Origin of the sequence: Coprococcus sp. AM11-30B, assembly GCF_027674365.1 — a bacterium.
Lineage (GTDB): Bacteria > Bacillota > Clostridia > Lachnospirales > Lachnospiraceae > Allocoprococcus > Allocoprococcus comes.
In genome coordinates this window covers 76,873-100,005 of record NZ_JAQDVB010000004.1, presented here as the reverse complement: position 1 = coordinate 100,005, position 23,133 = coordinate 76,873, and the positions used below count along the sequence as shown (strand labels likewise).

Genomic DNA, 23,133 nt, shown 5'->3' with positions numbered 1-23,133 from the left:
GAACATTTGTTAATATGGTAGATAGAAATAAAGAACTAGCTATAAATACAGTTATACTTGGAATTGGACAGCTAATTCCTAAATTTTTGGCAATTGTGTTGTTGCCGCTGTTAACATCATACTTAACAACAGAAGAATATGGAAATTACGATCTGATTTTAAGCATTGCGAGTTTATTGATTCCGGTTGTAACCATGCAAATACAGCAAGCAGTATTTCGTTACTTGCTTGCATCGAAGAGCGCTGAAAATAAAACGCTTTATGTGACAGGGTCGCTGGTTTATATTGGCATATCGTCTGTAGTATGTTATCCGATTGTGTATTTGATTTTGAGACTATTCAAAATCGATTCATTATCGGCAGTTTTAATTTGTTTGCTTTTTTTAAGCGAAGCTCTTTATTCACTTTTGGGGCAAATCGTTCGTGGTTTAGGATACAATGCTAAATATTCTGTAAGTGTTGTGGTTTATTCAGCGGTCAATCTTGCTGCAACAGCCGTTATGCTGATGGGATTTCATTTGGGTCTTCAAGGGGTGATTATATCTCTAACAATAGGCTACTTGAGTTCAGATCTCTATATGGTATTCGTATCTGGTATGCTTGCCTATTTTAAACTGGACGAGTTTTCCAGAAAGGCGCTTAAGGAACTGCTTGATTTTTCAATGCCTATTGTTCCTAGTTCTATTGCATTATGGGTTGTAAACCTGTCAGATCGTTTGATTATCATTAACTTTATGGGCGCGGCGGCAAATGGAATCTATGCTGTTGCCAATAAAATACCTTCGTTATATAGTACTGCGTACGGTATTTTTAATTTGGCGTGGACAGAAACCGCTTCAAAAGTTTCTGATGATGGGGATCCCGCTGAATATTACACAAAACTCTTTTCTGGTTTATTTAAGTTTTTGATTGGAGTTATGTTAGCTTTGATAGCAGCGACCCCTATTATTTTTAAAGTGCTGGTTAAAGGCGATTATGGAACTGCTTTTTTTCAGGTGCCAATATTGTACTTTGGAATATTCTTTAATAGTCTTGTTAATTTTTACAGTGGAATCTATATTGCATTAAAAAGAACAAAACAGGTGGGATATTCATCGGTTGCCGGTGCTGCAATCAATGCATTAATTAATATTTTTCTTATTGGGAAAATTGGGCTGTACGCTGCATCCATTTCAACTGCGGTATCTTTTTTGGTGATTGCGGTTTATAGAGCAGTTGATCTTAATAAGGTTATTGAAATCAAATATAATAAAAGAGAAATTGTAATTGGAATGAGTTGTTTCCTTGTAGCTGCAGTTTGTTTGAATCAGTCTAATATGCTAACAATAGCGACTTGTTTTCTTTTTGCCATTGTTTATAATATTACTCAAAATATTCAAATTATTAAAAAAATTGTGCGTAAATTTTTAAAGAAGTGACTACTGAGAAAAAAGGACTGCGAAATTTGTAATGTGAAATATAAACTGTTGACATAAAGTGAAAGAGGAATAAAATCTTGAGAGCAGAGCAGAGCAGAGCAGAGCAGAGCAGAGCAGAGCAGAGCAGAGCAGAGCAGAGCAGAGCAGAGCAGAGCAGAGCAGAGCAGAGCAGAGCAGAGCAGAGCAGAGCAGAGCAGAGCAGAGCAGAGCAGAGCAGAGCAGAGCAGAGCAGAGCAGAGCAGAGCAGAGCAGAGCAGAGCAGAGCAGAGCAGAGCAGAGCAGAGCAGAGCAGAGCAGAGCAGAGCAATTGATGTTGTAAAGTTCTTGATGGCTATATGTGTTGTTGCTATACACACAGAACCCATGATAGGAGTGGTAGGATGGAAAAAAGATTTGTATGATACGGTTGTTGCGTTATCGGTTCCTTTCTTTTTTACATCTACAGGGTATTTAGTGTTCGGAAGCCTGCTTGTACCGTATGAATGCGTTTTCAACCAAAATAAATTGAAAAGACAAATAAATAAATTTTTGAAGACTTACCTGTTATGGAGTTTCATATATTTGCCTTTAGCTATATATGGATTTGTAGTTGTTGAGAAGTGTGGCATTGTCAAGGCGTTAGTTCTATATATTAGAAATATCCTGCTTCAAGGACAAAACTATTTTTCATATCCTTTGTGGTATCTGCTTGCGGCCTTGTATGCTTCAATGGCTTTTTATTTTGTTGTTAAAAAGGGATTCCCAAAAAAAGACGTTTTTCTTGCAATTATTGTATCATTTATAGCTACTAAGGGCACTAACTTTTTAATAGAAAGCCAAGATTCTCTACAAGGAACCTTGAAAACTGCTGCTTTTCTTCTGCAAAAGACTATTGCTGATGGAAGAGTGTTTTCAGGGATATATGCCATGCTTATAGGAGCTCTTATCAGGAAATATAAGGAAAAGATTGATTTGATTGGAAAACAGTATCTTATTCTATGTTTCATTGTTTTGTTTACGACAGATGTGTTTTTTGATAATACTTTCTTAAGAGTAGCTGTTTGTGTGTCTTTTTTTTGCTGGATTCAGAGTCTGAAATTCAAATTTGTAAAAGCTGAATGCGGACTATACTTGAGACGATTGAGTGCTGTTTTGTTTTACACTCATATGATTTTCTTCTTTATATTTGGCATGCTTGTTGGTAAAGAACCTGCATATGGATTAACCGGATTTATAGTTAGCCTAGTGGCTGCGATAGTGTTTGGAATATTTGTTAATAGAGAAAAAAAGATAAATAACGGTATCATTCGGTTTCTGTTTGGGTGAAACTATATGAACAATTGAACAATAAAAAGGTAAACTAAAAATGTCAAAATACTTTGGAACAGACGGCTTCCGTGGTGAAGCTGGTATTACACTAACAGCAGATCATGCCTATAAGGTTGGGCGTTTTCTGGGGTGGTATTACAATGCGCTGCGTGAGCGTAATGGTGACAGTAATCCTGCTCGTATCGTCATCGGCAAGGATACTCGCCGCAGTTCTTATATGTTTGAGTACAGTCTGGTTGCTGGTCTGACCGCTTCTGGTGCAGATGCTTATCTGCTCCACGTCACCACCACGCCGTCTGTGGCTTACATTGCTCGTGTAGATGATTTCGACTGCGGCATTATGATTTCTGCCAGCCACAATCCGTATTATGATAACGGTATCAAGCTGATCGACTGCTATGGTGAGAAGATGCCGGAGGAGACTCTGTTGCTGGTAGAGGATTACATTGACGGCAAGCTTCATGTTTTCGATAAGGACTGGCCGGAGCTGCCTTTTGCTCACCGTGAGCATATCGGCTGCACTGTGGACTATGTAGCAGGACGTAACCGCTACATGGGTTATCTGATTTCTCTGGGCGTTTATTCTTTCAGAGGAGTTAAGGTTGGTTTGGACTGTGCTAACGGCAGTTCTTGGAATATCGCAAAGTCCGTGTTCGATGCTCTTGGTGCAGATACTTATGTTATCAACAACCAGCCCAACGGTCTGAACATCAATAACAATGCATAGACCATATTGAGGTCAGACCCTATGAAATACCGATAAAATGAGTGAACATATCCTAAAAGTTTTCTAAAGAAAGTATAATATGAATTTTCAGCGGGTACTTGAGTCAGAACCTATGAATATAGCTGGTCGGAACAAATAATCATAAGATAAATATACGAATCTGTATGTATTAAGGGATACCCAGTTAAAGCAATGTAAGCACAGTAAGGAGAGAGTATGAAAACAACATTACTTATCATGGCGGCCGGAATCGGCAGCCGATTTGGAACAGGAATAAAGCAGTTGGAACCGGTCGATGATGCTGACCATATTATCATGGACTACTCAATCCATGATGCGATTGAGGCTGGATTCAATCATGTAGTATTTATCATCCGTAAGGATATTGAGAAGGAGTTTAAAGATGTTATTGGTGACCGCATTGCCTCCATTTGCTCTTCTCATAATGTAACTGTTGACTATGCTTTCCAGGATATCAACGATATTCCGGGAGAACTTCCGGAAGGCCGTATAAAGCCGTGGGGAACCGGACAGGCCGTGCTTGCAGCGAAGAAGGTAATCAAGACCCCGTTCATTGTAATCAATGCAGATGATTACTATGGCAAGGAAGGCTTTAAGGCTGTCCATGAATATCTTGTGAATGGCGGCAAGTCCTGTATGGCAGGCTTTGTGCTGAAGAACACCCTGTCTGATAATGGCGGTGTGACCCGTGGTATCTGCAAGATGGACGAGGATAACAACTTGACTGAGGTTGTGGAGACCAAGAACATCGTGAAGACTGCAGGTGGAGCAGAGGCAGACGGCATAGTTGTGGATGTGAACTCTCTGGTATCCATGAATATGTGGGGCTTGACTCCTGATTTTCTGGATGTGCTGGAAAATGGTTTCAAGGAGTTTTTCGAGAAAGAAGTACCGAGCAATCCTCAGAAAGCCGAGTATCTGATCCCAATCTTCATCGGTGAGCTGCTGGAGCAGGGAAAGATGTCCGTAAAGGTCCTGAAGACCAACGACACCTGGTACGGCATGACCTACCATGAGGATGTCGCAACAGTAAAGGACAGCTTCAAGAAAATGTTGGCGGATGGCGTGTATAAGGCTGATCTATTTGCAGACTTGTGATATAATGGGAGCGGTAGCTCCCCACGCTGCTCGTAATAATCACACACCTCTCCGTGGTGAGCAGCAGGCAACGATCTTATGATCGGCTGAGATGTGAGAAAAGAAATCTGTTAGATTGGAGGGATTTCGTAATGACAAGTCTTGAAATGAGAAATTTGATATTTGAAGCTCTTGCAGAAAAAAATCCAGAAAAGACTCCTTGGAAAAAGACATTTGAAATGTACGGCTATAGGGGAACTGTTTCAGCTCTGCGAGCATTAGTCGAGTATATCGGCATTGAACATGGCGTGATAGAAAAAGTGGTAGAAATCCCGACAATGGCATGGGGAGTTCCGGGTGAATATCCATATTATCTGAGCAATACAAATTTAGATAATGATAATCTGGATTTGTTTAATGAAGAAGCTCATTTGATGACATATCATAATATTTTATCTCCTGGTGCAATTGGTGGTTACGGAGATAGCCTTCCATATTTTCATGTTACGAAATATGGATTGAAATGTATAGAAGAACGCGATATTTTTCCATATGACCCAGATGCCTATATGCAGAAGATTTCTTCGATTTCATCTATTAATGAATGGGAAAAATTCTATATTGAACAAAGTTTAAAATGCTATAATGCAGATGCGTTTGAATCAGCACTTATTATGCTTGGATTGGCTGGTGAGTATTTGGCAACGCAACTTATAGAAAAAATGGAAAGCTTTCTTGCTAATAAAGAACCGACATTACAAGCAACTTATGTAAATGCTTTACAGGGGAAGAATGTGGTTTCGCAGCGGTATGCGGAATATGAAAACATATTGCTAGAAGTTCTTAAGTTGAAAGATGCGACTACAAATCAGATTAAATATCCGACAGTGAAGGGTTTGTCGCCTTCGCTTGATAATGCGGCAAAGGCAATATATGCTACATATTTAAGATTAACTCGCAATGAACTGGCACACCCGTCTGGATTAAAAGTAGACAGAGTGCAATGCCTTTCTTTGATGACAAGCTATATCAAATACTGTGAGACACAGCATAAATATTTGGATTTTTATACTGCGAATTCATGATATTGCCCGTCCCCCAACACAGTGCTATACTTAAACCACTATAAAAGGAAAGAGGTTATCACCTATGCCCAGAACAAAAGGCAGCAAAAACCGTCCCAAAACTACCCGTACCGACTACGCATCTCAGATCGCGGAGAAGCAGGAATCTATCACTTCCCTGACTGCTGAGATTTCATCCATCACCGCAAACATTGACACTTTGAAGGCTGATCTGAAAGAGAAGAAGACTGCTCTGAAGAAGGCCGAAAAAGAAGTGGCATCCCTGGAATCGAAGAAGGCAAAGGCAGATGCTAAGGCCGCTGAAGAAGCGAAGAAGACCGAAGCAGAGGCTGTGCTGAAGAGGCTGCTGGCAAGCGGGATGAGTGCGGATGAGATTCTCGAAAAACTGAAATAAACAAGAACCCAAGAAAAAAATAAATGCCGTGTGGACAAACTGAACTCCAGGAGTTTACACGGTATTTTTTGAAGGCTGTCATATAGCTTGTGATGGAAATAAAAGAAGGACAAAATTAAAAGAAATGGAGTGTGATATAAAATGAACTTATCAAAAATACATCATATTGCAATCATCGTATCTGACTACGAAGCTGCAAAGGATTTCTATGTGAACAAGCTGGGATTCTCTGTTATCAGAGAGAACTACCGTCCAGAGCGTAAGGACTGGAAGCTAGATCTGCGTGTTAACGAACACACAGAGCTGGAGATTTTTGCAGAAGAAAACCCACCGAAGCGTGTGAACCGCCCGGAGGCCTGTGGGCTGCGTCATCTTGCATTTTGTGTGGAGAGCGTGGAGCAGACAGTGAATGAGTTGGCAGAGGTAGGAATTGAATGTGAACCAATTCGTGTGGATGATTACACCGGCAAGAAGATGACTTTCTTCCATGACCCGGACGGACTGCCGTTGGAGCTGCATGAATAAAATGAAGAAAACAAGAAAACCAGGCGGTGGCCGGAAGAAGTTGAAGCCAGAGTACGATGCCGGGAAAAATCTGAAAGAGCAGATGGAAAGTGCTGTGGCACTTTATGATTCTGAGATGTCCTTGCAGGCCATCGGCGAAGAACTGGGATTAAATCCAATCAAAGTAAGAAAGCTGCTCATCACGGCCGGTGTGTATGAATCTGAAGTGGCAGAGAAGGTGCAAGGTACCTTTCAAGAATACCGTGAAACACAAGACTACAAAACCTCCATACTCTCAACATCCTCTACTCTTCAACTCTCCAAAGCCTCCGTTACCTCGTACCTGCCATATCAGAAAGGCGTGTATTTTCCAAGTACAGAGAAAGAAAAAATCAGTGTTGGAGCAGAGCGGCAGCGGAGATACAGAGCGATGAAGCGGTGGAGGGCTGATCCGACAGAAGAGAACTTCTGGGGAGTGGTTCTGGCCTATGCCGGTGTGAAATTCAAAACCTACTCCGGGTTGCCATTTACTTATGAGGTGAGGAAAGGAAGAAGCGGCGAGTACACGAAAGAGCTGTGGATCGACCGCCGGGAGAAGAGTAAAAGTTTAGCGTGGAGTTCAGTGCTGCTGGCGCTGAAGAATATTAAAGGAGAAGTGGTAGACCGCCCGAAAGCTTTGGGCGATATCCGGGGAGTGACCTACATATACGGAATGTTCTATCGATTCGGGCTGATCGATGTGCCGGACAAGGTAAAGGAGAAGATGGGCCGTCCAAAAGACCGCAAAAAATAGGTTGCTATGTACAGAAGTGTGCGGTAATATGTGCCATAACTGAGGATGTGAATCTCAGTTGGGAAGGATGGTAGCATTATAGAAAAACTGAAGGAAATGCTGGAGGAGTATTTGAAGAAAACAGAGCCGGAGTATTACCCGCCGGTAGAGAACCTGCTGGATCTGATCTACGAGCATTACACGGAGAACAACCCAGTAGAGAAAAACACAGATGCCGGGAAAGCAGCAAAGGCCAAGGAAAAAGAACTGGAAGAGTGGCTGCGTAGCTTGAACGGAATGAATAGACTCGTAGATGACTATGTTGGAGATAAGATTCCGCTATGGGAAAAGATCATGGACCGGCAGGGGACGGTGTGCTGTGCATGGGAGAAGACCGCTTTTGAGGAAGGCCTGAAAGTCGGAATTCGGCTCATGATGGAAGCGTATAGTTTGTGATGGAAATAAAGTGAACTTCTGGAGTTCAAAAAAGCCCTCGCTTGTTGCGGCGTGTGTTCTTATTTTTCAGGCTTTTCAGCTTTTTTCTTCTTCGGTGCAATTTTGTGGCCTGAGTAGATTGCCATGCCCATGCAGACCAGAGAGCCACAAGCAAAATACTTGTGAGCCTGCATCAGTTTCTTGCAGCCTGTGTAGAAGCACCCTGCCATGCAGGCAAGTGCGCCGAGTGACCAATATTTATGTGCTTTCATTTTGTGTGTCCTCCTATATGTTTAGATTTCTCCGTGGTGGTGTGCCGCGGAGTTTATTTATGTCTTGACGTACTTTTGTAGTCGGCTGTTTGGCTTGTCTGGAATAGTCATTTTCAGTTTTCCAGAAGCTAAGAGTGGTTTTAAATATTTATCATTAAAGTTGTTTCTTCCGGTGAGACCAAGATATGCTTGAATCTCTTTCCTGGAACGTGGAATAGAACAAAAGTCAAGTATCACTGCAACCTTATCATCCTGTACGGTCGAGTTTGTGACTTGCCCTCTGACTTGCTCTGCCTACTGATGCGCGGCAAGCAGAGTGAGAATTACCTGAATAAGCCAACGCATTCTCTCATCGAACTTAGTATGCAGAAAATTGTCAACGAGTGTATCCGTTTGGTGTACCACGCTTTGATATTGTGATTTGACCCGATTGTCAAATCCATCAATTTCTGTGGTGTCATCAAAAGGGAGATTTAATCCGTGTGAAACCTTACATGCACGATAGTCTGATGTATTGCCACCAAAAGTCTTTCCGACTGAAGGCTGCTGGAAGGATGGTACGATAAGTTGAATAAGTGCTTCAAGTGGGCAATGCCGTTGGATGTTGTTGGTACACACCGTCTGGATCATAACAGCGACAGCCGCGAACAGAGCCACAGCGATTTCAGCCTGAGCAACGATGGTACGGACTGGGAGAATAAAGCACCCCGCTCTTTTTGCTGCGCTGTGTACAGCTCGGTATCAGCATCGCCGACCTCGACCTGCCGACCATCGGGTTGGTCAACGATATGTTCACGGAACGGCAGAATGACGACTATTCGTACAAAGAGCTGGCAAGTCAGTCGGACTTCGATTGATTCTAAAGGTTCGACTTATTTTACTTGACTTTGTAGACTATCTGATTTATTATACTCGTAAAGAAGTAACTTACGAGTTACTAACTCACGAGTATAATTATTGGAGGTGAGCAGATGAGTCAATTCTATTGCCGTGAGGATGAGCTGCGGAAACTGAATAAACGGTACGCAGGTGATAAGTTTGAGTGCATTGTCATCTACGGCAGACGGCGTGTTGGTAAAACGGCACTGATCAACGAGTTCTGCAAAGATAAGCCTACCATTTTCTTTTCTGCATTGAACACGACAGGAAAGGGAAATCTGGAAGCTCTCTCAAAGTCGATTATGAGTTTTGAGCGGCCGGATATGGAGACTGCACCGGAGTTCAGGTCCTATGATGCAGCTTTGGATGAGCTGACAGCACTTTCAAAGGAAAAGAGGATTGTCTTTGTCATTGATGAGTATCCTTATCTTGCAAAAGCAAAACCAGCTATTTCAGCGATGCTGCAGCACATCATCGATCACAAATGGACAGAGTCCAAGATGTACCTGATTCTTTGCGGCTCCTCTATGAGCTTCATGGAGAGTCAGGTGCTTGGCAAAGAAAGTCCGTTGTATGGCAGACGTACTGGTCAGTTTAAGATTGAGCCGCTAGACTATAAAGAAACCGCTGTGTTCCACCCAAATCTGTCTGCAGAAGACAATTCCCTGATTTATGGAATCACGGGAGGAGTTCCCCACTATATCAATAAGTTGGATGTGCGAGATAGTGTGGATGAAGCTCTGTTGGATAATTTCTTTGACCGCTCCAGCTATCTGTATGAGGAACCGGGAAACTTACTGAAGCAGGAACTCCGGGAGCCGGCTATTTATAATGCAATCATTAAAGCGATTGCAGAAGGTGCTTCCCGAATGAACGATATCAAGATGAAGGTCGGCGAGGAAAACTCGGTCGTATCGAAGTACCTGAAAACGCTGATCGACCTTGGCATTGCTAAGAAAGAAACACCGATTACAGAAAAACCGGGTAAGAAAACCATCTATCTGCTGGCTGATAACTTCTTCCGTTTCTGGTATCGGTTTGTGCCAATCAATATGAGTGCCATTGACTCTGGCAGAATTGCAAAGACCTATCCACACGCTGTAAAACAGTATCTTCCTGATTACATGGGTCTAATTTATGAGAAGATGTGTCAGGATTACCTGCTCTATTATTCGGATAGCCTTCCTATTGAGCTGAGTGAAATCGGCCAGTGGTGGGGGACAGACCCGAAGAAGAAAAAGCAGATACAGATTGATATCGTTGGAACTCCTGTTGAGGGCAAAGACTATATCATCGGTTCATGCAAATACCGGAATGAGAAAATCGGTGTGGATGAACTCGATTTGATTCGGGATTATGCCTCAGTTTTTGGAAAGGGCAACAACTATCACTACTATATCTTCTCGAAAGGCGGATTCACAGATGGACTTCTTCAGGCACAAGAGCGAGGTGAAGTTCGGCTGATAACGTTGGAAGACCTTTACAAGTAAAAATTCTAATCAACCTTGCTGGTGAAAGCTGGCAGGGTATTTTTATCCCCATTTTTAGTCTGTCTGCTCCGTGCAGATGGGCTTTTCTTATGCCTGTGAGGAGGTGGTTACGCAAATAGCATCCAGAATCCAGGGCATCACCGTTGAAATCGGCGGCGATACCACAAAGCTCTCCAAAGCACTGGAAAGTGTAAACAAGTCAATCGAGGGGACGCAGTCCGGACTGAAGGATGTCAACAAACTCCTGAAACTGGACCCTTCCAATGAGAAGCCTGAACGATATCCTTGCGGACTGCCGTGTGGAACTGCACGAATAATCATGGGAATTGTTCTCTCCAATCTATAGCAGATTCTCTAGACTTAAATCCAATCAAAATAAGAAAACTGCTCATCACGACAGGTGTGTACTTCCCAAGTACAGCAGCCAAATTATTCTGCTGTTCAAGCAAAGGTAAACGAACTTTTACATTAGTAACCTGATAGAAACAAAAGAGTGACAAACACATCAGAAAGCCTTACAATATAGGAAACACAGTTATCTTGGAACTATCAAAACAGTAATTTGGATTATAAATTACAGTAATATGGGTTACAAAAGTTGTGAAGGAGAACATCAAATGGGAAAAAGTACGAGAGGCTATTGTAAATATTGCGGTAAAGAATATACCAGAACAGGCATGGTAAAACATTTGCAAACGTGTAAGAAAAGAGTTGATTTATACGAAAAGGCAACAGAAACAGAGAAGTATTTTGAACTGCTGTTATATGGAGCGTACAACAAAGATTACTGGCTTAATATACAGATCAAAGAGAATGCAACATTGGATGATCTGGATCAGTTTATCCGTGATATCTGGGTAGAATGCTGTGGACATTTAAGTGCGTTTGAGATTAATGGCGTAAGCTATGAAAAGGAACCAGATGATGATTTTTGCTGGGATGAACCGGCAGAAAGTACGGAACACAAATTAAAAGAAATACTTGAATCGGATATGTTGTTTGGATATGAGTATGATTTTGGATCTACTACGGAACTTGCGATCAAAGTATTGAATTATTATAATGCACCAAAGCAGAGTAAAAAAGTGGTGATATTATCCAGAAACAATCCACCGGAATTTCAGTGTTCGATTTGTGGGGAACACAGAGCATCCTGGATAAATGCTGTGGATATTTATGGTGAAGAACCATTTTGGTGTGACGAGTGCGCAGACAAGCTTGAAGAGGGCGAATTTGATGAAGAAATTGACAGTGAAGAGGTGTGGTTACTTCCAGTTACGAATTCGCCAAGGATGGGAGTCTGCGGATATGAAGGAAGCAGTGTGTATCCGGAGCAGTTTGAACCGGATGAAATAGTTGGATAAATGAAAGTATGACAGGATGGCTTGATAAACAATAACATGAGATGTTTTGAAATAAAAAAATTGCACTTGCAGGTTTGAAGAGAAAAGAGATAAATAATAACCTTTTGTGGAGCAATACACAGTTTACATTTTAGAATCTGTGGAAAATATAACGAAGAAAAATGGAGAATAGATGAAAAAAGTAAGATGGATTATTTTCGGAATGTTAGTAGCTTTGCTTGCAGGATGTTCTGGAAAGAAAACAGCAGAAACTTCTGCGGATGCAAAAAATGCGGAAAGTACAGATGAGAAAAATACGCTTGATTTTGTAGATGCACACGGAGAGCGTTATACGGTGGAAATCAATGAAGCAGTTGCGAAGAATCCGTATGATAAAGCACTTTTTGTAAAAAATGAAAATAAGATGAGTTATGAGGATAAAAAATATACTTCAAGGCTTGGCGTAGACGTATCTGTTTTTCAGGGAGATATTGACTGGGAGCAGGTGAAAGCAGCAGGCTATGAGTTCGCAATTTTGCGGATCGGATATCGTGGCTATGGTGAAGAAGGTACGTTAAATGCAGACGAGAAGTTTGAACAGAATCTGGAAAATGCCCGAAAAGCTGGAATAGATGTGGGTGTTTATTTTTTCTCGCAGGCGGTAAATGAAGAAGAGGCAAAGGAAGAGGCTGATTTTGTCCTGGAACATTTGAAAGGGCAGGAGCTTCAGATGCCGGTTGTGTACGATCCAGAGCATATTCTGGAAGACGAAGCACGGACGGATGATGTAACGGGAGAACAATTTACACAAAATGCGAAGGTATTTTGTAAAGAAATAGAAGAAGCGGGATATGATGCCATGATTTACAGCAATATGCTGTGGGAAGCGTATGAACTGGATCTGGAAAAGCTGTTGGATTATCCGGTTTGGTATGCAGATTATGAAGAACTTCCGCAGACGCCGTATAGGTTCAGTATGTGGCAGTATTCCAGTACAGGAAGCGTGCCGGGGATTGAAGGAAATGTGGATCTGAATATCCAACTGCTTAAAAAATAAAAAATCTATAGTTGTAATCTTGTGGTCGGCGAAAAAATATAGTATAATTGAAAAAGAACATATGTTCTCTTGCGAAAATGTTAGGAGGTGCAGCGAATGCCGGAGCAGACACGCAGTTATGTAGCAATTGATCTGAAATCTTTCTATGCTTCGGTGGAGTGCAAGGAACGGAATTTGGATCCGCTTACGACGAATCTGGTTGTAGCCGATCCGGAGAGGACAACGAAGACGATCTGTCTTGCTGTTTCTCCTGCGCTGAAAGCATATGGGATTCCGGGAAGGGCAAGACTTTTTGAGGTTGTCCGGAAGGTGAAGGAGATCAACGGCGAGCGAAAGCGGAAAAATGGAGGACATGAATTTACCGGGCAATCCTGTGACACCGGGGAATTAAAGGCAGACCAGAGCTTTGCACTGGATTATATCACGGCGGTTCCGAGGATGGCACTCTATATGAAGTACAGCACCCGGATTTATGACATTTACCTGAAGTATGTTGCACCGGAAGACATACATGTCTATTCAATCGATGAGGTTTTTATGGATGTTACCGATTATCTGCATACTTACCGGCTGACACCGGAAGAACTTGCAGGAAAGATAATGCGGGAAATCTATGAGCAGACCGGGATTACGGCGACAGCTGGAATTGGTACGAATCTGTATCTGGCAAAGATTGCGATGGATATCATGGCAAAGCATAGCGAACCGGATGAGAATGGTTTCCGGTTTGCAAGTCTGGATGAGATGAGTTATCGCAGATCTTTGTGGAATCACAGACCGCTTACGGATTTTTGGCGTGTGGGAAGAGGCTATGCGAAAAAGCTGGAACAATGTGGACTGTATACCATGGGAGATATTGCCAGATGTTCGGTTGGAAAAGAGAATGAATTTTATAACGAAGAGCTTTTGTATAAAATGTTCGGTGTGAATGCAGAACTTCTGATCGATCATGCCTGGGGCTGGGAACCGTGTACGATTGCAGATGTAAAAGCGTATCAGCCGGAGCATAACAGTGTTGGTGCAGGACAGGTACTACATTGCCCGTATGATGCCCAAAAGGCGAAAATTGTGGTTAAAGAGATGCTGGACCTTTTGACACTTGATCTTGTAGAAAAGCATCTGGTTACGGATCAGATCGTGCTGACTGTCGGATATGATATCGAGAATCTGACAAGTGGAAAAGGTTATACAGGGGAGGTGACAGTGGACCGGTATGGAAGAAAGATTCCAAAGCATGCACATGGAACAGCGAATCTACGAGAGTATACAGCTTCTGCGAGAATGATAACGGATGCGGTGATGAAACTGTATGATCGGATTGTGAATCCGCATTTGATGGTGCGGCGGATTTCGATGGCGGCGAATCACGTATTGGATGAAAAGAAAGCGGCAGATAAGACAGAATTTCGGCAACTGGATCTGTTTACTGATTTTACCGGAGGTAATGAAAAGAAGCAGCAGGATGAGAAGGTTGAACGGGAGAAGAAGATGCAGGAGGCAGTGCTTTCGATTAAGAAGAAGTATGGGAAGAATGCAATTCTGAAGGGACTTAATTTTCAGGAAGGAGCCACTACCAAAGCGCGGAATGAGCAGATCGGAGGACATAAGGCATGACAGGATACGAGGATATCATTCATTTACCGCATCATGTATCGGTCAGACATCCGCAGATGTCAAGGCAGGACAGAGCGGCGCAGTTTGCCCCGTTTGCAGCGCTGACCGGACATAAAGATGCAATCAGGGAGACCGAAAGACTGACCGGGCGGAAACGCAGACTCAGTGAGGATTGCAGACAGATATTGGATCTGTATTTACGGGAAGTATGCCAGAGTCAGGAACCACGGGAAGTGGATTTTGAATATTTTGTACCGGATCAGAAAAAGGAAGGTGGCTCTTACCAGAAGAAGTCCGGTTGTATCCGGAGGATTGACACCTATCTGAATGAAATCGTACTGCAGAGTGGAGACAGGATTCCACTTGATGAAATCGTAGACATTGATGGAGTGATTGCCGCAGCTGACGAAGTGTGATAGAATAAATTTTATAATTTCATGGACAAATGCCCATAAATTCAGAAAAGATACAGAAAACCAGGCAGGGAGAATGGAAAGAATGAAACCAGTTTACGAAAGATTCATCGAAAATCCGGATTTTACGAAACCGGATTTTGTCGAATTGATAAAATGCGCAGAAGATCCGGAGGCAGTCCGGAAATTGAAAGAGGAAGCAGTCCGTATCCGGGAGATTTATTACGGGAAAAAGGTATTTACCAGAGGGCTGATCGAATATACCAATTATTGTAAGAATGACTGCTATTACTGCGGAATCCGCAAGAGTAATACGAATGCAAAGCGCTACCGTCTGACAGAGGATGAGATTATGGCATGCTGTGAGAATGGGTATGAGCTTGGATTCCGGACGTTTGTGCTACAGGGCGGAGAAGATGCTTATTATACGGATGACCGGATGGTAGAGATTATTAAAAAAATCAAGGAAGCATATCCGGAATGTGCACTGACTTTGTCTATCGGAGAGAAGTCTTATGAGAGTTACAAAAGATTTCGGGAAGCTGGAGCAGACCGGTATCTGCTTCGCCATGAAACGGCGAATGAGGAGCATTACCGGAAACTGCATCCGGAGAAGATGAGCCTTGCCGTTCGTAAGAATTGTCTGTATGATCTGAAGAAGCTTGGTTATCAGGTGGGGGCTGGCATGATGGTTGGTTCACCTTATCAGACGACAGAGGATCTTGCAGAGGATCTGGTATTTCTGAAGGAATTGCAGCCGGAGATGGTGGGAATCGGACCGTTTATCCCACACCACGATACGCAGTTTGCAAAAGAACCGGCAGGAAGTGTCGAGATGACACTGTTTTTGCTCGCTGTGATCCGAATCCTGCTGCCGAAGGTACTTCTTCCGGCAACAACAGCACTTGGTACGATGGATCCACTCGGCAGGGAAAAAGGTCTGCAGGCCGGGGCGAATGTTGTGATGCCGAACCTTTCACCGGTAAAGAACCGGAAGCAGTATGAGCTGTATGACAACAAGATCTGTACCGGTGAAGAGGCAGCAGAATGTCGCGGATGTATGGGGAGACGAGTAGCAAGTGTTGGATATGAGCTGGTGACAGAGCGTGGTGATGCAGTGTAGAATCGAACGGATTTTCTGTAAAAAATCACTAAAATCCTGTTTCTGATTTTAAACAGATATTACAAAGAAGAAAATTTATTTTGAAAAATTAAAAGGAATTCGGAGAAAGAAAACATTTTTCGATACATTTCAGTGGATTTCGCAAGCTGTCAAACTGGTATTTTCAGTAGCAAAAGAATCTCCCTTTTTACCACTAGGAAAGTACACCGCAGATATGCTACTATATAGAAGTCGACAATACTTATACGCGTAAGAACAGGAGGAACTTGATTTAGCCGTTTCTAATAAAAGACCGCAAGCCTTTCTTGTAACATGCGGTATCAGAAATAGAATATTTTATTTTGAAGCATATGGAAATTGTATATAGATAACCATATATACAAACCGGACACCGGGGAATGGAACCGTAAAAGGTTTCGTTCCCCGGTGTTTTGTTGGAGAATGAAAGGTATCGTTTGAATTTATGGGTGAATTTTTGTTTCAGGCTTCTGTTTCAGGCTTCTGAATTTTATCCCTATCGAAATTTTCAGTTTTATGGTATGATGAAAAAGTATGTAATCATTGCAGAAAAAGTCGTTTATGATAAAAATATGAGGATTACATGAAAGAGGAAGCTAGCCTGGAAAAGGTTTTGTTTCCGATTCCGAATTTTGGGAGGAATATAATTTGAGTAAGAAAAATGAGTATCAGGGACATTTGATCCGTGAGGTTTACCCGGATTCAATTGCCGAGGCGATGGAGATCGAGCCGGGAGATGTCCTTCTACGAATAAACAACCAGAAAATAGAGGACGTTTTTGATTATCGTTACATGATCAAGGATGAGTATGTAGAAGTGCTGATCCGCAAGCCGGACGGGGAAGAATGGCTTCTGGAGATCGAGAAAGAGTATGATGATGACCTTGGCGTAGAATTTGAAAATGGTCTGATGAGTGACTACCGTTCCTGTAGCAACAAGTGTATTTTCTGTTTTATCGACCAGATGCCGCCGGGAATGCGTGAGACTTTGTATTTTAAAGATGATGATTCCCGTCTGTCTTTCCTGCAGGGCAATTATATTACCCTGACGAATATGAAGCAGAAGGATGTGGACCGTATTATCGAGATGCAGCTTGCGCCGATCAATATTTCTGTGCAGACAACGAACCCGGAACTGCGCTGCAAGATGCTCCACAATCGTTTCGCCGGAGAAAAGCTGAAATTCCTGGATGATCTGTATGCCGGACATGTGGAGATGAATGGGCAGATCGTACTGTGCAAGGGAGTTAATGATAAGGATGAGCTGAAGCGTTCTATCGAAGATCTGATGAAGTATCTGCCGTTTATGCGGAGTGTGTCAGTGGTTCCGGCAGGACTTTCCAAATACAGGGAGGGACTTTATCCACTGGAGCTTTTTGATAAAGAAGAAGCGGAAGAGGTCATTGATCTGATCGAGAGCTATCAGAAGAAGGCGTATGACGAGTTTGGACTTCATTTTATCCATGCAAGTGACGAGTGGTATATCCTTGCAGAGCGGGATTTCCCAGAGGAAGGACGTTATGACGGATATATCCAGCTGGAAAATGGTGTTGGCATGATGCGGCTTCTACGGGATGAATTTTACCATGCCTTTGAAGAGCTTCAGGAAAGTGAAGAATATCCAAAGTTAAAAGAAGGAATCGCACGGACATTTACCATTGCGACTGCAAAGCTTGCGTATCCGACAATTCAGGAATTTGCAGACAAGATCACGGAAGCATTTCCAAAAGTAAAGATCACGGTTACCTGCATTCGTAATGATTTCTTTGGTGAGACGATCACCGTATCCGGTCTGATTACCGGACAGGATCTGGTGGCACAGTTAAAAGAGAGAAAAGAAGCAGGAGAGGATCTGGGAGATACTCTGCAGATTCCGATCAATATGCTGCGAAGCGGAGAAGAGGTCTTTCTGGATGATCTGACGGTGCAGGACGTGGAAGCGGCACTTGGCATGACGGTGAAGGCAGTGGAGTCCGGTGGTAAGGATTTTCTTGACGCGGCACTGAATTTGGATTATCATACAGAACGAAACAATGAGAATTTTGTATACATCAAAGCATACGACAGAGAGGATGAGTAACTTGAAATTTTCAAAACAGATGTCAGAATCAATTAAACTTGGTGTGATTCTTGCGATTGCCGGTGGATTTATGGATGCCTATTCCTATATGTGCAGAGGAAAAGTATTTGCCAATGCACAAACCGGAAATATTCTGCTTCTTGGAATCAATATTTCAGAGAGAAACTGGCATATGGCACTCCACTATCTGGTTCCGGTGCTGGCATTTGCCATTGGAATCGCCCTTGCGGATCTGGTGAAAATACGGACGAAAAATCTGACACTTCTGCACTGGAGACAGATTTCGGTATTCTGTGAGGCAGTGATCCTGCTGAGTGTCAGCTTTATCCCACAGGATTTTAATCTGGTGGCGAATGCACTCACGTCCCTTGCGTGTGGGATTCAGGTGGAAAGCTTCCGCAAAATCCATGGAAACGGAATTGCAACCACCATGTGCATCGGAAACTTACGAAGTGCGACCCAGCATATGTGCAGTTATGCGAACACGAAGGATAAAGAGTATATCAAGAAAGGACTTTTGTACTATGGAATCATCTTCTTCTTTGTGATCGGTGCAGTTATCGGAAATGCCTGTGTGGAAATGTTTGCTGAAAAGGCACTTCTGATCGCTTCTGCAATTCTGGCAGTTGCTTTTGTGATGATGTTTGTTGATGGAGAAAAAGAACAATGCAAATAAAGCAGATCGCGTATATAAGATCTGATTTTGTGGAGAAATTCGGGATTCCGCGACAGAGTAATCTTGCGGATACCCGGGCAGAAATCCATTTTCTGCCGGAATATCAGAATGCGGATGCACTGCGGGAAATCGAGGCGTATGATTATCTGTGGCTGATCTGGGAATTTTCGGAATCTATCCGGGATACCTGGAGCCCGACGGTACGTCCACCGCGGCTTGGTGGTAACAGACGGGTGGGAGTTTTTGCCACCCGTTCTCCATTTCGCCCGAATCCGATCGGACTTTCTTCAGTAAAGCTTATTGGGGTGGAATTCCGGGAAAAAGAAGGCCCGGTGCTGATCGTGGAAGGTGCGGATCTTCTGGATATGACGCCGATCTACGATATCAAGCCCTACCTTCCATACGTGGATAGCCACCCGGAGGCAAAAGGCGGTTTCGCGGAAGAAAAGAAAGATTATAAATTGGATGTGAATTTCCCGGAAATGTATTTGGAACAGATTCCGGCTGAAAAAAGAGTAGCACTGATTCAGATCCTGGAGCAGGATCCGAGACCTTCTTATCAAAAGGATCCAGTCCGGATTTACGGCATGTCTTACGCGGGAATGGAAATTCATTTCCGGGTAGACAAAGAAACACTTTATGTGACGGAGGTAGAAAGGTCATGAAAATCTATCTGGCGCCAATGGAGGGCATTACAGGTGAGGTATACCGCAGGGCGTATCACACCTTTTTTGAACCAGTGGATAAATATTTTACACCATTTTTAAATCCAAACCCGAAAGGCAAATTCAGCAGACAGGAATGGAATGAGATCCTTCCGGAAAATAATGAGGGCATGTATACCGTTCCGCAGATCCTGACCAACCGCGCCGAGGATTTCATCCGCCTGGCCCGGCAGTTGAAAGAATTCGGATATGAAGAAGTCAATCTGAATCTCGGCTGCCCCTCCAAAACAGTCGTCAACCGGAAAAGGGGATCCGGTTTTTTGTTTTATCCCGATGAACTGAATCATTTCCTTGCCGAAGTTTTCGATCAACTCGATATGAAAATCTCTATCAAAACAAGAAGCGGTAAATATGATCAGGAAGAGTTCGAAGAGCTTCTGGATATCTATAACCAATATCCTCTGGAAGAACTGATCCTTCATCCAAGAGTCCAGCAGGATTACTACAAAAACAAACCCGACTGGACCACTTTTGCCTACGCCTGCCGGAACAGCAAAAATCCTCTGGTCTATAATGGAGACATTTTTTGTGCGGAAAATTACCAAATCTTCCATCAGAAATTTCCCGAAACAGAATGCATCATGCTCGGAAGAGGAATTCTGATGAACCCATTTCTTCCGGCAGTTATAAAAGGGAAATCTACATTTGACACCAAGAAGATTGCTACATTCTGCGATCATCTTCTTGATGCCTATATCGAAAAATCTCCAGAAGAAAAAAACGCAGTAGTCAAAATGAAAGAACTCTGGTGGTATCTTGGAAAAAACTTTAAAAACAGTGAAGAATATCTGACGCAAATCCGCAAAAGCCAGAACATCCGGGAATACCGGATGGCGGTTGAATGTTTATTGAAAGAGTGCCCATATGAATAAAGCATATCTTCAAGAAACACCTTCCACCTGGAACAACGGTCAAGCGCCTCTCCCCAGGTTTTATCAATTTCTCGTACTGTGGAAAAAGAGTAAATTTTAGTCGAGTGTCTAAGTCCCAAAAAGAATGGGGCAGGACTCTTTTTGGGACGCATCTTGCGACAAAATCCCCCTATTTTCTAGTAAAATTGCATAAAACCACAGGCGTTAGCTTTGACTAAGATTCACAAAAATCTGAAAAACATTAGAATTTAAACTAATTTTCTGATAAAATAAAGAAGTAGAGATTCGGCAAGTTTAAGAAAGAAGGAAGAGAATGTACGAAGTAGGAGATTTGATTGTTTATGGCCGGACAGGAATTTGTGAAGTGACTGAAATTACGACGCTGAAAATGGACGGAGTGCCGAAGGACAAACTGTATTATATTCTGCGACCGGTACGTGAAAAGCATGGAAAAGTATTTACACCGGTAGACAATGAGAAGATTGTCATGAGAAAAGTCATTTCCAAAGAAGAAGCAGAAGAATTGATCCGTGAGATTCCACAGATCGAAGGACTCTGGATCGGAAGCGAGAAGCAGAGAGAGGAAAAGTACAAGGAATGCATGAAAAGCTGCAAATGTGCAGAATGGGTGCGGATCATCAAGACACTTTATCAGCGGAAGATGTCCCGCCTGAAGCAGGGAAAGAAGATCACGGCGACTGACGAACGTTATCTGAGGATGGCAGAAGGCAACCTGTATTCGGAGCTATCCATAGCACTTGGGATTCCGGAGAGCGGAATGGAAGCCTATATCACGAATCAAATGAATGAGACAGAGGAACCGGTACTTTGCTGATGCAAGGAACCGGTTCTTCCGGGTATAATGGATGTGAAAAAAATGGTGGTAGCAGCGAAAAAGGGTGATTTTACAGAACATTTGCCACTTTCTGTTTTTTGTGAAAAATGGGTTCTTCAAATAGAGATCATTCTATGCTATACTGTTTTAGATAAAACAAAAAATGAGGTGTAATCATGGATAAAGAATTAGAACTTGTGGAGCATAAAGCTTCAATCCTGATAGATGCATTACCATATATCAGAGACTTTAATCAGAAGACAGTAGTTATCGAGTACGGATGTGCCGAGTGGCTCAGCGGAGTGGAAGAGCAGAGACTGATGCAGGATATCGTTCTTTTAAAGAGCGTTGGTATGCGTCCGATTGTGGTACATGCTACCCGTATGGGACTGGACAAATTCCGTGAAAATAAGCGGATTGCCAAGCTCCTTGAACTCTGTGGAGTTAAGGCAATTGGTATCTGCGGCGTGGATACAGAGACGATTGGTCTGATGCTGGACAATGATTATATTCCGGTCATCGTGCCAAATGATATCGACAACGAAAGCGAATATATTGATCCAAGAGAGACTGCACTTGAGATTGCAGAGAAGATGCAGGCGGACAAGCTGGTTTATCTGTCAAAATATCCTGGAATCTACAAAGACGAAGAGAGAAAAGATATTTATTATAAGATTACCGTCCCGGAAGTAGAAAAACTGCGCAAAGAACGTAATTTCCCGAAAGAATTTGACGAGATCATCGGCTATGGTCTTCAGGCATCAAAAAATGGTGTCAACCGTGTACATATTCTGGACGGAAGAATCCGTCACGTTCTTCTAATCGAATTCTTCAGTGTAAACGGAGCCGGAACGATCTTCATTGAAACAGAAGCAAAATTATATCTTCACGAACTTGGCAAATAGGAGACGGCTCGATGAAGAAAATGACAGGAAAGAATACACTGATGCTCTTTTTGACCGCATTTATCTGGGGAACAGCTTTTGTAGCACAGAGCGTGGGGATGGATTATATCGGGCCCTTTACATTTACCTGTGTACGCTCTTTGATCGGTGGGATTTTTCTGATTCCATGTATCTGTTTCCTGGACAAATGGCGTGCGAAAAATGACGGAGCAGAAAGACAGAAAAAAACAGATAGGAAAGAAGAAAAAAAGAATGTCATCCTGGGTGGAATCTGTTGTGGACTGGCACTTTGTGTGGCAAGTAACCTGCAGCAGATCGGAATACAGTACACAACGGTAGGAAAAGCCGGATTTATTACAGCACTTTATATCGTGCTTGTGCCGATCTTTGGAATTTTTCTGAAAAAGAAAGCCGGAGTGAGAATCTGGATAAGCGTGGCAATTTCTGTCGCAGGCTTGTATTTGCTGTGTATTACCGATAAGCTGGTACTTGCAAAAGGAGACATTCTGGTACTGCTATGTGCGGTTGTATTTACCATCCACATTCTGGTGATCGATTATTTTTCACCAAAAGCAGACGGTGTGCGGATCGCCTGCACCCAGTTCTTTATAACCGGAGTTTTGTCGGCAATTCCAATGTTTTTATTTGAAACACCACGGCTGTCAGATATTTTCGCAGCAGCAGTACCGGTACTTTATGCCGGAGTTCTCTCAAGTGGTGTAGCCTATACCCTCCAGATCGTGGCACAAAAAGATGCCGATCCAACCGTGGCATCCCTGATCCTCAGTCTGGAGTCCGTATTCTCTGTCCTCGGAGGCTGGGTGATATTAGGTCAGAAACTAAGTATCCGAGAAATAGCAGGATGCATTCTGATGTTCAGTGCCATCATCCTCGCCCAGTTGCCAGGAAAGCTAGAAAATAAAGAAGCATAGTTCCAATCATTTGCACATTCTGCGTCAATTCCTCCAATTCTACAAAATTTTGCGCTACCCACCCTCAATGTAATAAACTTAGAACTTCCATTTTAAACCCAGGTATGCTATACTAAATCCAGGTATGCGAAAGTATCTTAAAAACCAAGAGACAGGAGC

26 protein-coding genes and 1 pseudogene are annotated in these 23,133 nt (G+C 42.8%); 25 read left to right on the top strand and 2 right to left on the bottom strand.

All coding sequences use genetic code 11. The features are described 5' to 3' along the window. The first annotated feature begins 14 nt into the window (after positions 1-14). From PGU50_RS03395 to PGU50_RS03350, 10 genes and pseudogenes are all read left to right on the top strand, one after another. Entirely contained in the window at positions 15-1,418 is a 1,404-nt protein-coding gene (locus tag PGU50_RS03395) for a lipopolysaccharide biosynthesis protein (protein ID WP_118217754.1), read from the top strand. A gap of 77 nt (positions 1,419-1,495) precedes the next feature. After that, complete coding sequence (locus PGU50_RS03390) at positions 1,496-1,729, top strand: hypothetical protein (protein ID WP_270246129.1); 234 nt, start codon at positions 1,496-1,498, stop codon at positions 1,727-1,729. Positions 1,730-1,781: 52 nt separating this feature from the next. Continuing rightward, positions 1,782-2,723 carry an acyltransferase family protein gene (locus PGU50_RS03385; protein WP_270246128.1) on the top strand — a complete coding sequence of 314 codons (942 nt, stop codon included), beginning with the start codon at positions 1,782-1,784 and terminating at the stop codon, positions 2,721-2,723. Positions 2,724-2,763: 40 nt separating this feature from the next. Next, positions 2,764-3,450: pseudogene (locus PGU50_RS03380) on the top strand (phosphoglucosamine mutase); the annotation flags it as partial. 219 nt (positions 3,451-3,669) lie between these two features. Then, on the top strand, positions 3,670-4,572 hold the full coding sequence (locus PGU50_RS03375; RefSeq protein ID WP_118217756.1) for a sugar phosphate nucleotidyltransferase: 903 nt from the start codon (positions 3,670-3,672) through the stop codon (positions 4,570-4,572). A gap of 131 nt (positions 4,573-4,703) precedes the next feature. Further along, positions 4,704-5,636 carry a hypothetical protein gene (locus tag PGU50_RS03370; RefSeq protein ID WP_118217757.1) on the top strand — a complete coding sequence of 311 codons (933 nt, stop codon included), beginning with the start codon at positions 4,704-4,706 and terminating at the stop codon, positions 5,634-5,636. 64 nt (positions 5,637-5,700) lie between these two features. Continuing rightward, positions 5,701-6,030 carry a hypothetical protein gene (locus tag PGU50_RS03365; RefSeq protein WP_118217758.1) on the top strand — a complete coding sequence of 110 codons (330 nt, stop codon included), beginning with the start codon at positions 5,701-5,703 and terminating at the stop codon, positions 6,028-6,030. Positions 6,031-6,171: 141 nt separating this feature from the next. Beyond that, on the top strand, positions 6,172-6,555 hold the full coding sequence (gloA2, locus tag PGU50_RS03360; RefSeq protein WP_118217759.1) for an SMU1112c/YaeR family gloxylase I-like metalloprotein: 384 nt from the start codon (positions 6,172-6,174) through the stop codon (positions 6,553-6,555). Between the two features lies 1 nt (position 6,556). Then, positions 6,557-7,327, top strand: a complete 771-nt coding sequence (locus PGU50_RS03355; RefSeq protein WP_243034349.1) for a hypothetical protein — start codon at positions 6,557-6,559, stop codon at positions 7,325-7,327. A gap of 111 nt (positions 7,328-7,438) precedes the next feature. Further along, positions 7,439-7,762 (top strand): hypothetical protein, encoded by a 324-nt coding sequence (locus PGU50_RS03350; RefSeq protein WP_147357692.1) that lies wholly within the window; start codon positions 7,439-7,441, stop codon positions 7,760-7,762. Between the two features lie 59 nt (positions 7,763-7,821). Here PGU50_RS03350 and PGU50_RS03345 read toward each other — a convergent pair whose 3' ends face one another. Beyond that, a complete protein-coding gene (locus PGU50_RS03345; protein ID WP_055247149.1) occupies positions 7,822-8,013 on the bottom strand; it encodes a DUF6219 family protein in 192 nt (63 codons plus the stop codon). 57 nt (positions 8,014-8,070) lie between these two features. Further along, positions 8,071-8,250, bottom strand: coding sequence for a Fic family protein (locus PGU50_RS18105; RefSeq protein WP_334294844.1), 180 nt, complete (start codon positions 8,248-8,250; stop codon positions 8,071-8,073). Between the two features lie 734 nt (positions 8,251-8,984). On the opposite strand from PGU50_RS18105, the gene PGU50_RS03340 reads away from it, so the two are divergent. The 15 genes from PGU50_RS03340 to PGU50_RS03270 all read left to right on the top strand — a co-directional run bounded on the left by PGU50_RS03340 (position 8,985) and on the right by PGU50_RS03270 (position 22,974). Continuing rightward, positions 8,985-10,382, top strand: a complete 1,398-nt coding sequence (locus PGU50_RS03340) for an ATP-binding protein (RefSeq protein ID WP_118217762.1) — start codon at positions 8,985-8,987, stop codon at positions 10,380-10,382. Positions 10,383-10,485: 103 nt separating this feature from the next. After that, the gene (locus PGU50_RS03335) at positions 10,486-10,728 is read left to right on the top strand and encodes a hypothetical protein (protein WP_182450933.1); all 243 of its coding nucleotides are present in this window, start codon (positions 10,486-10,488) and stop codon (positions 10,726-10,728) included. Positions 10,729-10,999: 271 nt separating this feature from the next. Continuing rightward, positions 11,000-11,746 (top strand): IS1096 element passenger TnpR family protein, encoded by a 747-nt coding sequence (locus tag PGU50_RS03330; protein WP_182450923.1) that lies wholly within the window; start codon positions 11,000-11,002, stop codon positions 11,744-11,746. A gap of 172 nt (positions 11,747-11,918) precedes the next feature. After that, on the top strand, positions 11,919-12,782 hold the full coding sequence (locus PGU50_RS03325; protein WP_118217764.1) for a glycoside hydrolase family 25 protein: 864 nt from the start codon (positions 11,919-11,921) through the stop codon (positions 12,780-12,782). A gap of 96 nt (positions 12,783-12,878) precedes the next feature. Further along, positions 12,879-14,396: a Y-family DNA polymerase gene (locus PGU50_RS03320; protein WP_117556634.1), complete on the top strand. Its 1,518-nt coding sequence runs from the start codon at positions 12,879-12,881 to the stop codon at positions 14,394-14,396. Further along, positions 14,393-14,812, top strand: a complete 420-nt coding sequence (locus PGU50_RS03315) for a hypothetical protein (RefSeq protein ID WP_270246127.1) — start codon at positions 14,393-14,395, stop codon at positions 14,810-14,812. Before PGU50_RS03320 ends, PGU50_RS03315 begins: the two co-directional genes overlap by 4 nt. A gap of 73 nt (positions 14,813-14,885) precedes the next feature. Beyond that, a complete protein-coding gene (gene hydE / locus PGU50_RS03310; RefSeq protein ID WP_270246126.1) occupies positions 14,886-15,932 on the top strand; it encodes a [FeFe] hydrogenase H-cluster radical SAM maturase HydE in 1,047 nt (348 codons plus the stop codon). A 666-nt stretch (positions 15,933-16,598) separates the two neighbouring features. After that, positions 16,599-18,029: a DUF512 domain-containing protein gene (locus tag PGU50_RS03305; RefSeq protein WP_118217766.1), complete on the top strand. Its 1,431-nt coding sequence runs from the start codon at positions 16,599-16,601 to the stop codon at positions 18,027-18,029. A gap of 1 nt (position 18,030) precedes the next feature. Further along, entirely contained in the window at positions 18,031-18,705 is a 675-nt protein-coding gene (locus tag PGU50_RS03300; RefSeq protein ID WP_055158490.1) for a YoaK family protein, read from the top strand. Beyond that, complete coding sequence (gene tsaA / locus PGU50_RS03295; RefSeq protein ID WP_118217767.1) at positions 18,696-19,370, top strand: tRNA (N6-threonylcarbamoyladenosine(37)-N6)-methyltransferase TrmO; 675 nt, start codon at positions 18,696-18,698, stop codon at positions 19,368-19,370. The genes PGU50_RS03300 and tsaA overlap by 10 nt, the downstream gene beginning before the upstream one ends. Beyond that, positions 19,367-20,302 carry a tRNA dihydrouridine synthase gene (locus PGU50_RS03290; RefSeq protein WP_270246125.1) on the top strand — a complete coding sequence of 312 codons (936 nt, stop codon included), beginning with the start codon at positions 19,367-19,369 and terminating at the stop codon, positions 20,300-20,302. Before tsaA ends, PGU50_RS03290 begins: the two co-directional genes overlap by 4 nt. 313 nt (positions 20,303-20,615) lie before the next feature. Beyond that, positions 20,616-21,137, top strand: a complete 522-nt coding sequence (locus PGU50_RS03285) for a CarD family transcriptional regulator (protein ID WP_118217770.1) — start codon at positions 20,616-20,618, stop codon at positions 21,135-21,137. 42 nt (positions 21,138-21,179) lie between these two features. After that, entirely contained in the window at positions 21,180-21,311 is a 132-nt protein-coding gene (locus tag PGU50_RS03280) for a hypothetical protein (protein WP_270203066.1), read from the top strand. Between the two features lie 2 nt (positions 21,312-21,313). Continuing rightward, positions 21,314-22,042 (top strand): amino acid kinase family protein, encoded by a 729-nt coding sequence (locus PGU50_RS03275; protein WP_008372369.1) that lies wholly within the window; start codon positions 21,314-21,316, stop codon positions 22,040-22,042. A gap of 11 nt (positions 22,043-22,053) precedes the next feature. Next, positions 22,054-22,974, top strand: coding sequence for a DMT family transporter (locus tag PGU50_RS03270; RefSeq protein WP_270246124.1), 921 nt, complete (start codon positions 22,054-22,056; stop codon positions 22,972-22,974). The last annotated feature ends 159 nt before the right edge of the window (positions 22,975-23,133 follow it).

Coding starts and splice junctions, on each gene's coding strand:
- PGU50_RS03395 (WP_118217754.1), top strand. CDS start 15: ATGGTAGATAGAAATAAAGAACTAGCTATAAATACAGTTATACTTGGA.
- PGU50_RS03385 (WP_270246128.1), top strand. CDS start 1,782: ATGATAGGAGTGGTAGGATGGAAAAAAGATTTGTATGATACGGTTGTT.
- PGU50_RS03375 (WP_118217756.1), top strand. CDS start 3,670: ATGAAAACAACATTACTTATCATGGCGGCCGGAATCGGCAGCCGATTT.
- PGU50_RS03370 (WP_118217757.1), top strand. CDS start 4,704: ATGACAAGTCTTGAAATGAGAAATTTGATATTTGAAGCTCTTGCAGAA.
- PGU50_RS03365 (WP_118217758.1), top strand. CDS start 5,701: ATGCCCAGAACAAAAGGCAGCAAAAACCGTCCCAAAACTACCCGTACC.
- gloA2 (WP_118217759.1), top strand. CDS start 6,172: ATGAACTTATCAAAAATACATCATATTGCAATCATCGTATCTGACTAC.
- PGU50_RS03355 (WP_243034349.1), top strand. CDS start 6,557: ATGAAGAAAACAAGAAAACCAGGCGGTGGCCGGAAGAAGTTGAAGCCA.
- PGU50_RS03345 (WP_055247149.1), bottom strand. CDS start 8,013: ATGAAAGCACATAAATATTGGTCACTCGGCGCACTTGCCTGCATGGCA.
- PGU50_RS03340 (WP_118217762.1), top strand. CDS start 8,985: ATGAGTCAATTCTATTGCCGTGAGGATGAGCTGCGGAAACTGAATAAA.
- PGU50_RS03330 (WP_182450923.1), top strand. CDS start 11,000: ATGGGAAAAAGTACGAGAGGCTATTGTAAATATTGCGGTAAAGAATAT.
- PGU50_RS03325 (WP_118217764.1), top strand. CDS start 11,919: ATGAAAAAAGTAAGATGGATTATTTTCGGAATGTTAGTAGCTTTGCTT.
- PGU50_RS03320 (WP_117556634.1), top strand. CDS start 12,879: ATGCCGGAGCAGACACGCAGTTATGTAGCAATTGATCTGAAATCTTTC.
- PGU50_RS03315 (WP_270246127.1), top strand. CDS start 14,393: ATGACAGGATACGAGGATATCATTCATTTACCGCATCATGTATCGGTC.
- hydE (WP_270246126.1), top strand. CDS start 14,886: ATGGAAAGAATGAAACCAGTTTACGAAAGATTCATCGAAAATCCGGAT.
- tsaA (WP_118217767.1), top strand. CDS start 18,696: ATGCAAATAAAGCAGATCGCGTATATAAGATCTGATTTTGTGGAGAAA.
- PGU50_RS03290 (WP_270246125.1), top strand. CDS start 19,367: ATGAAAATCTATCTGGCGCCAATGGAGGGCATTACAGGTGAGGTATAC.
- PGU50_RS03285 (WP_118217770.1), top strand. CDS start 20,616: ATGTACGAAGTAGGAGATTTGATTGTTTATGGCCGGACAGGAATTTGT.
- PGU50_RS03280 (WP_270203066.1), top strand. CDS start 21,180: ATGGTGGTAGCAGCGAAAAAGGGTGATTTTACAGAACATTTGCCACTT.
- PGU50_RS03275 (WP_008372369.1), top strand. CDS start 21,314: ATGGATAAAGAATTAGAACTTGTGGAGCATAAAGCTTCAATCCTGATA.
- PGU50_RS03270 (WP_270246124.1), top strand. CDS start 22,054: ATGAAGAAAATGACAGGAAAGAATACACTGATGCTCTTTTTGACCGCA.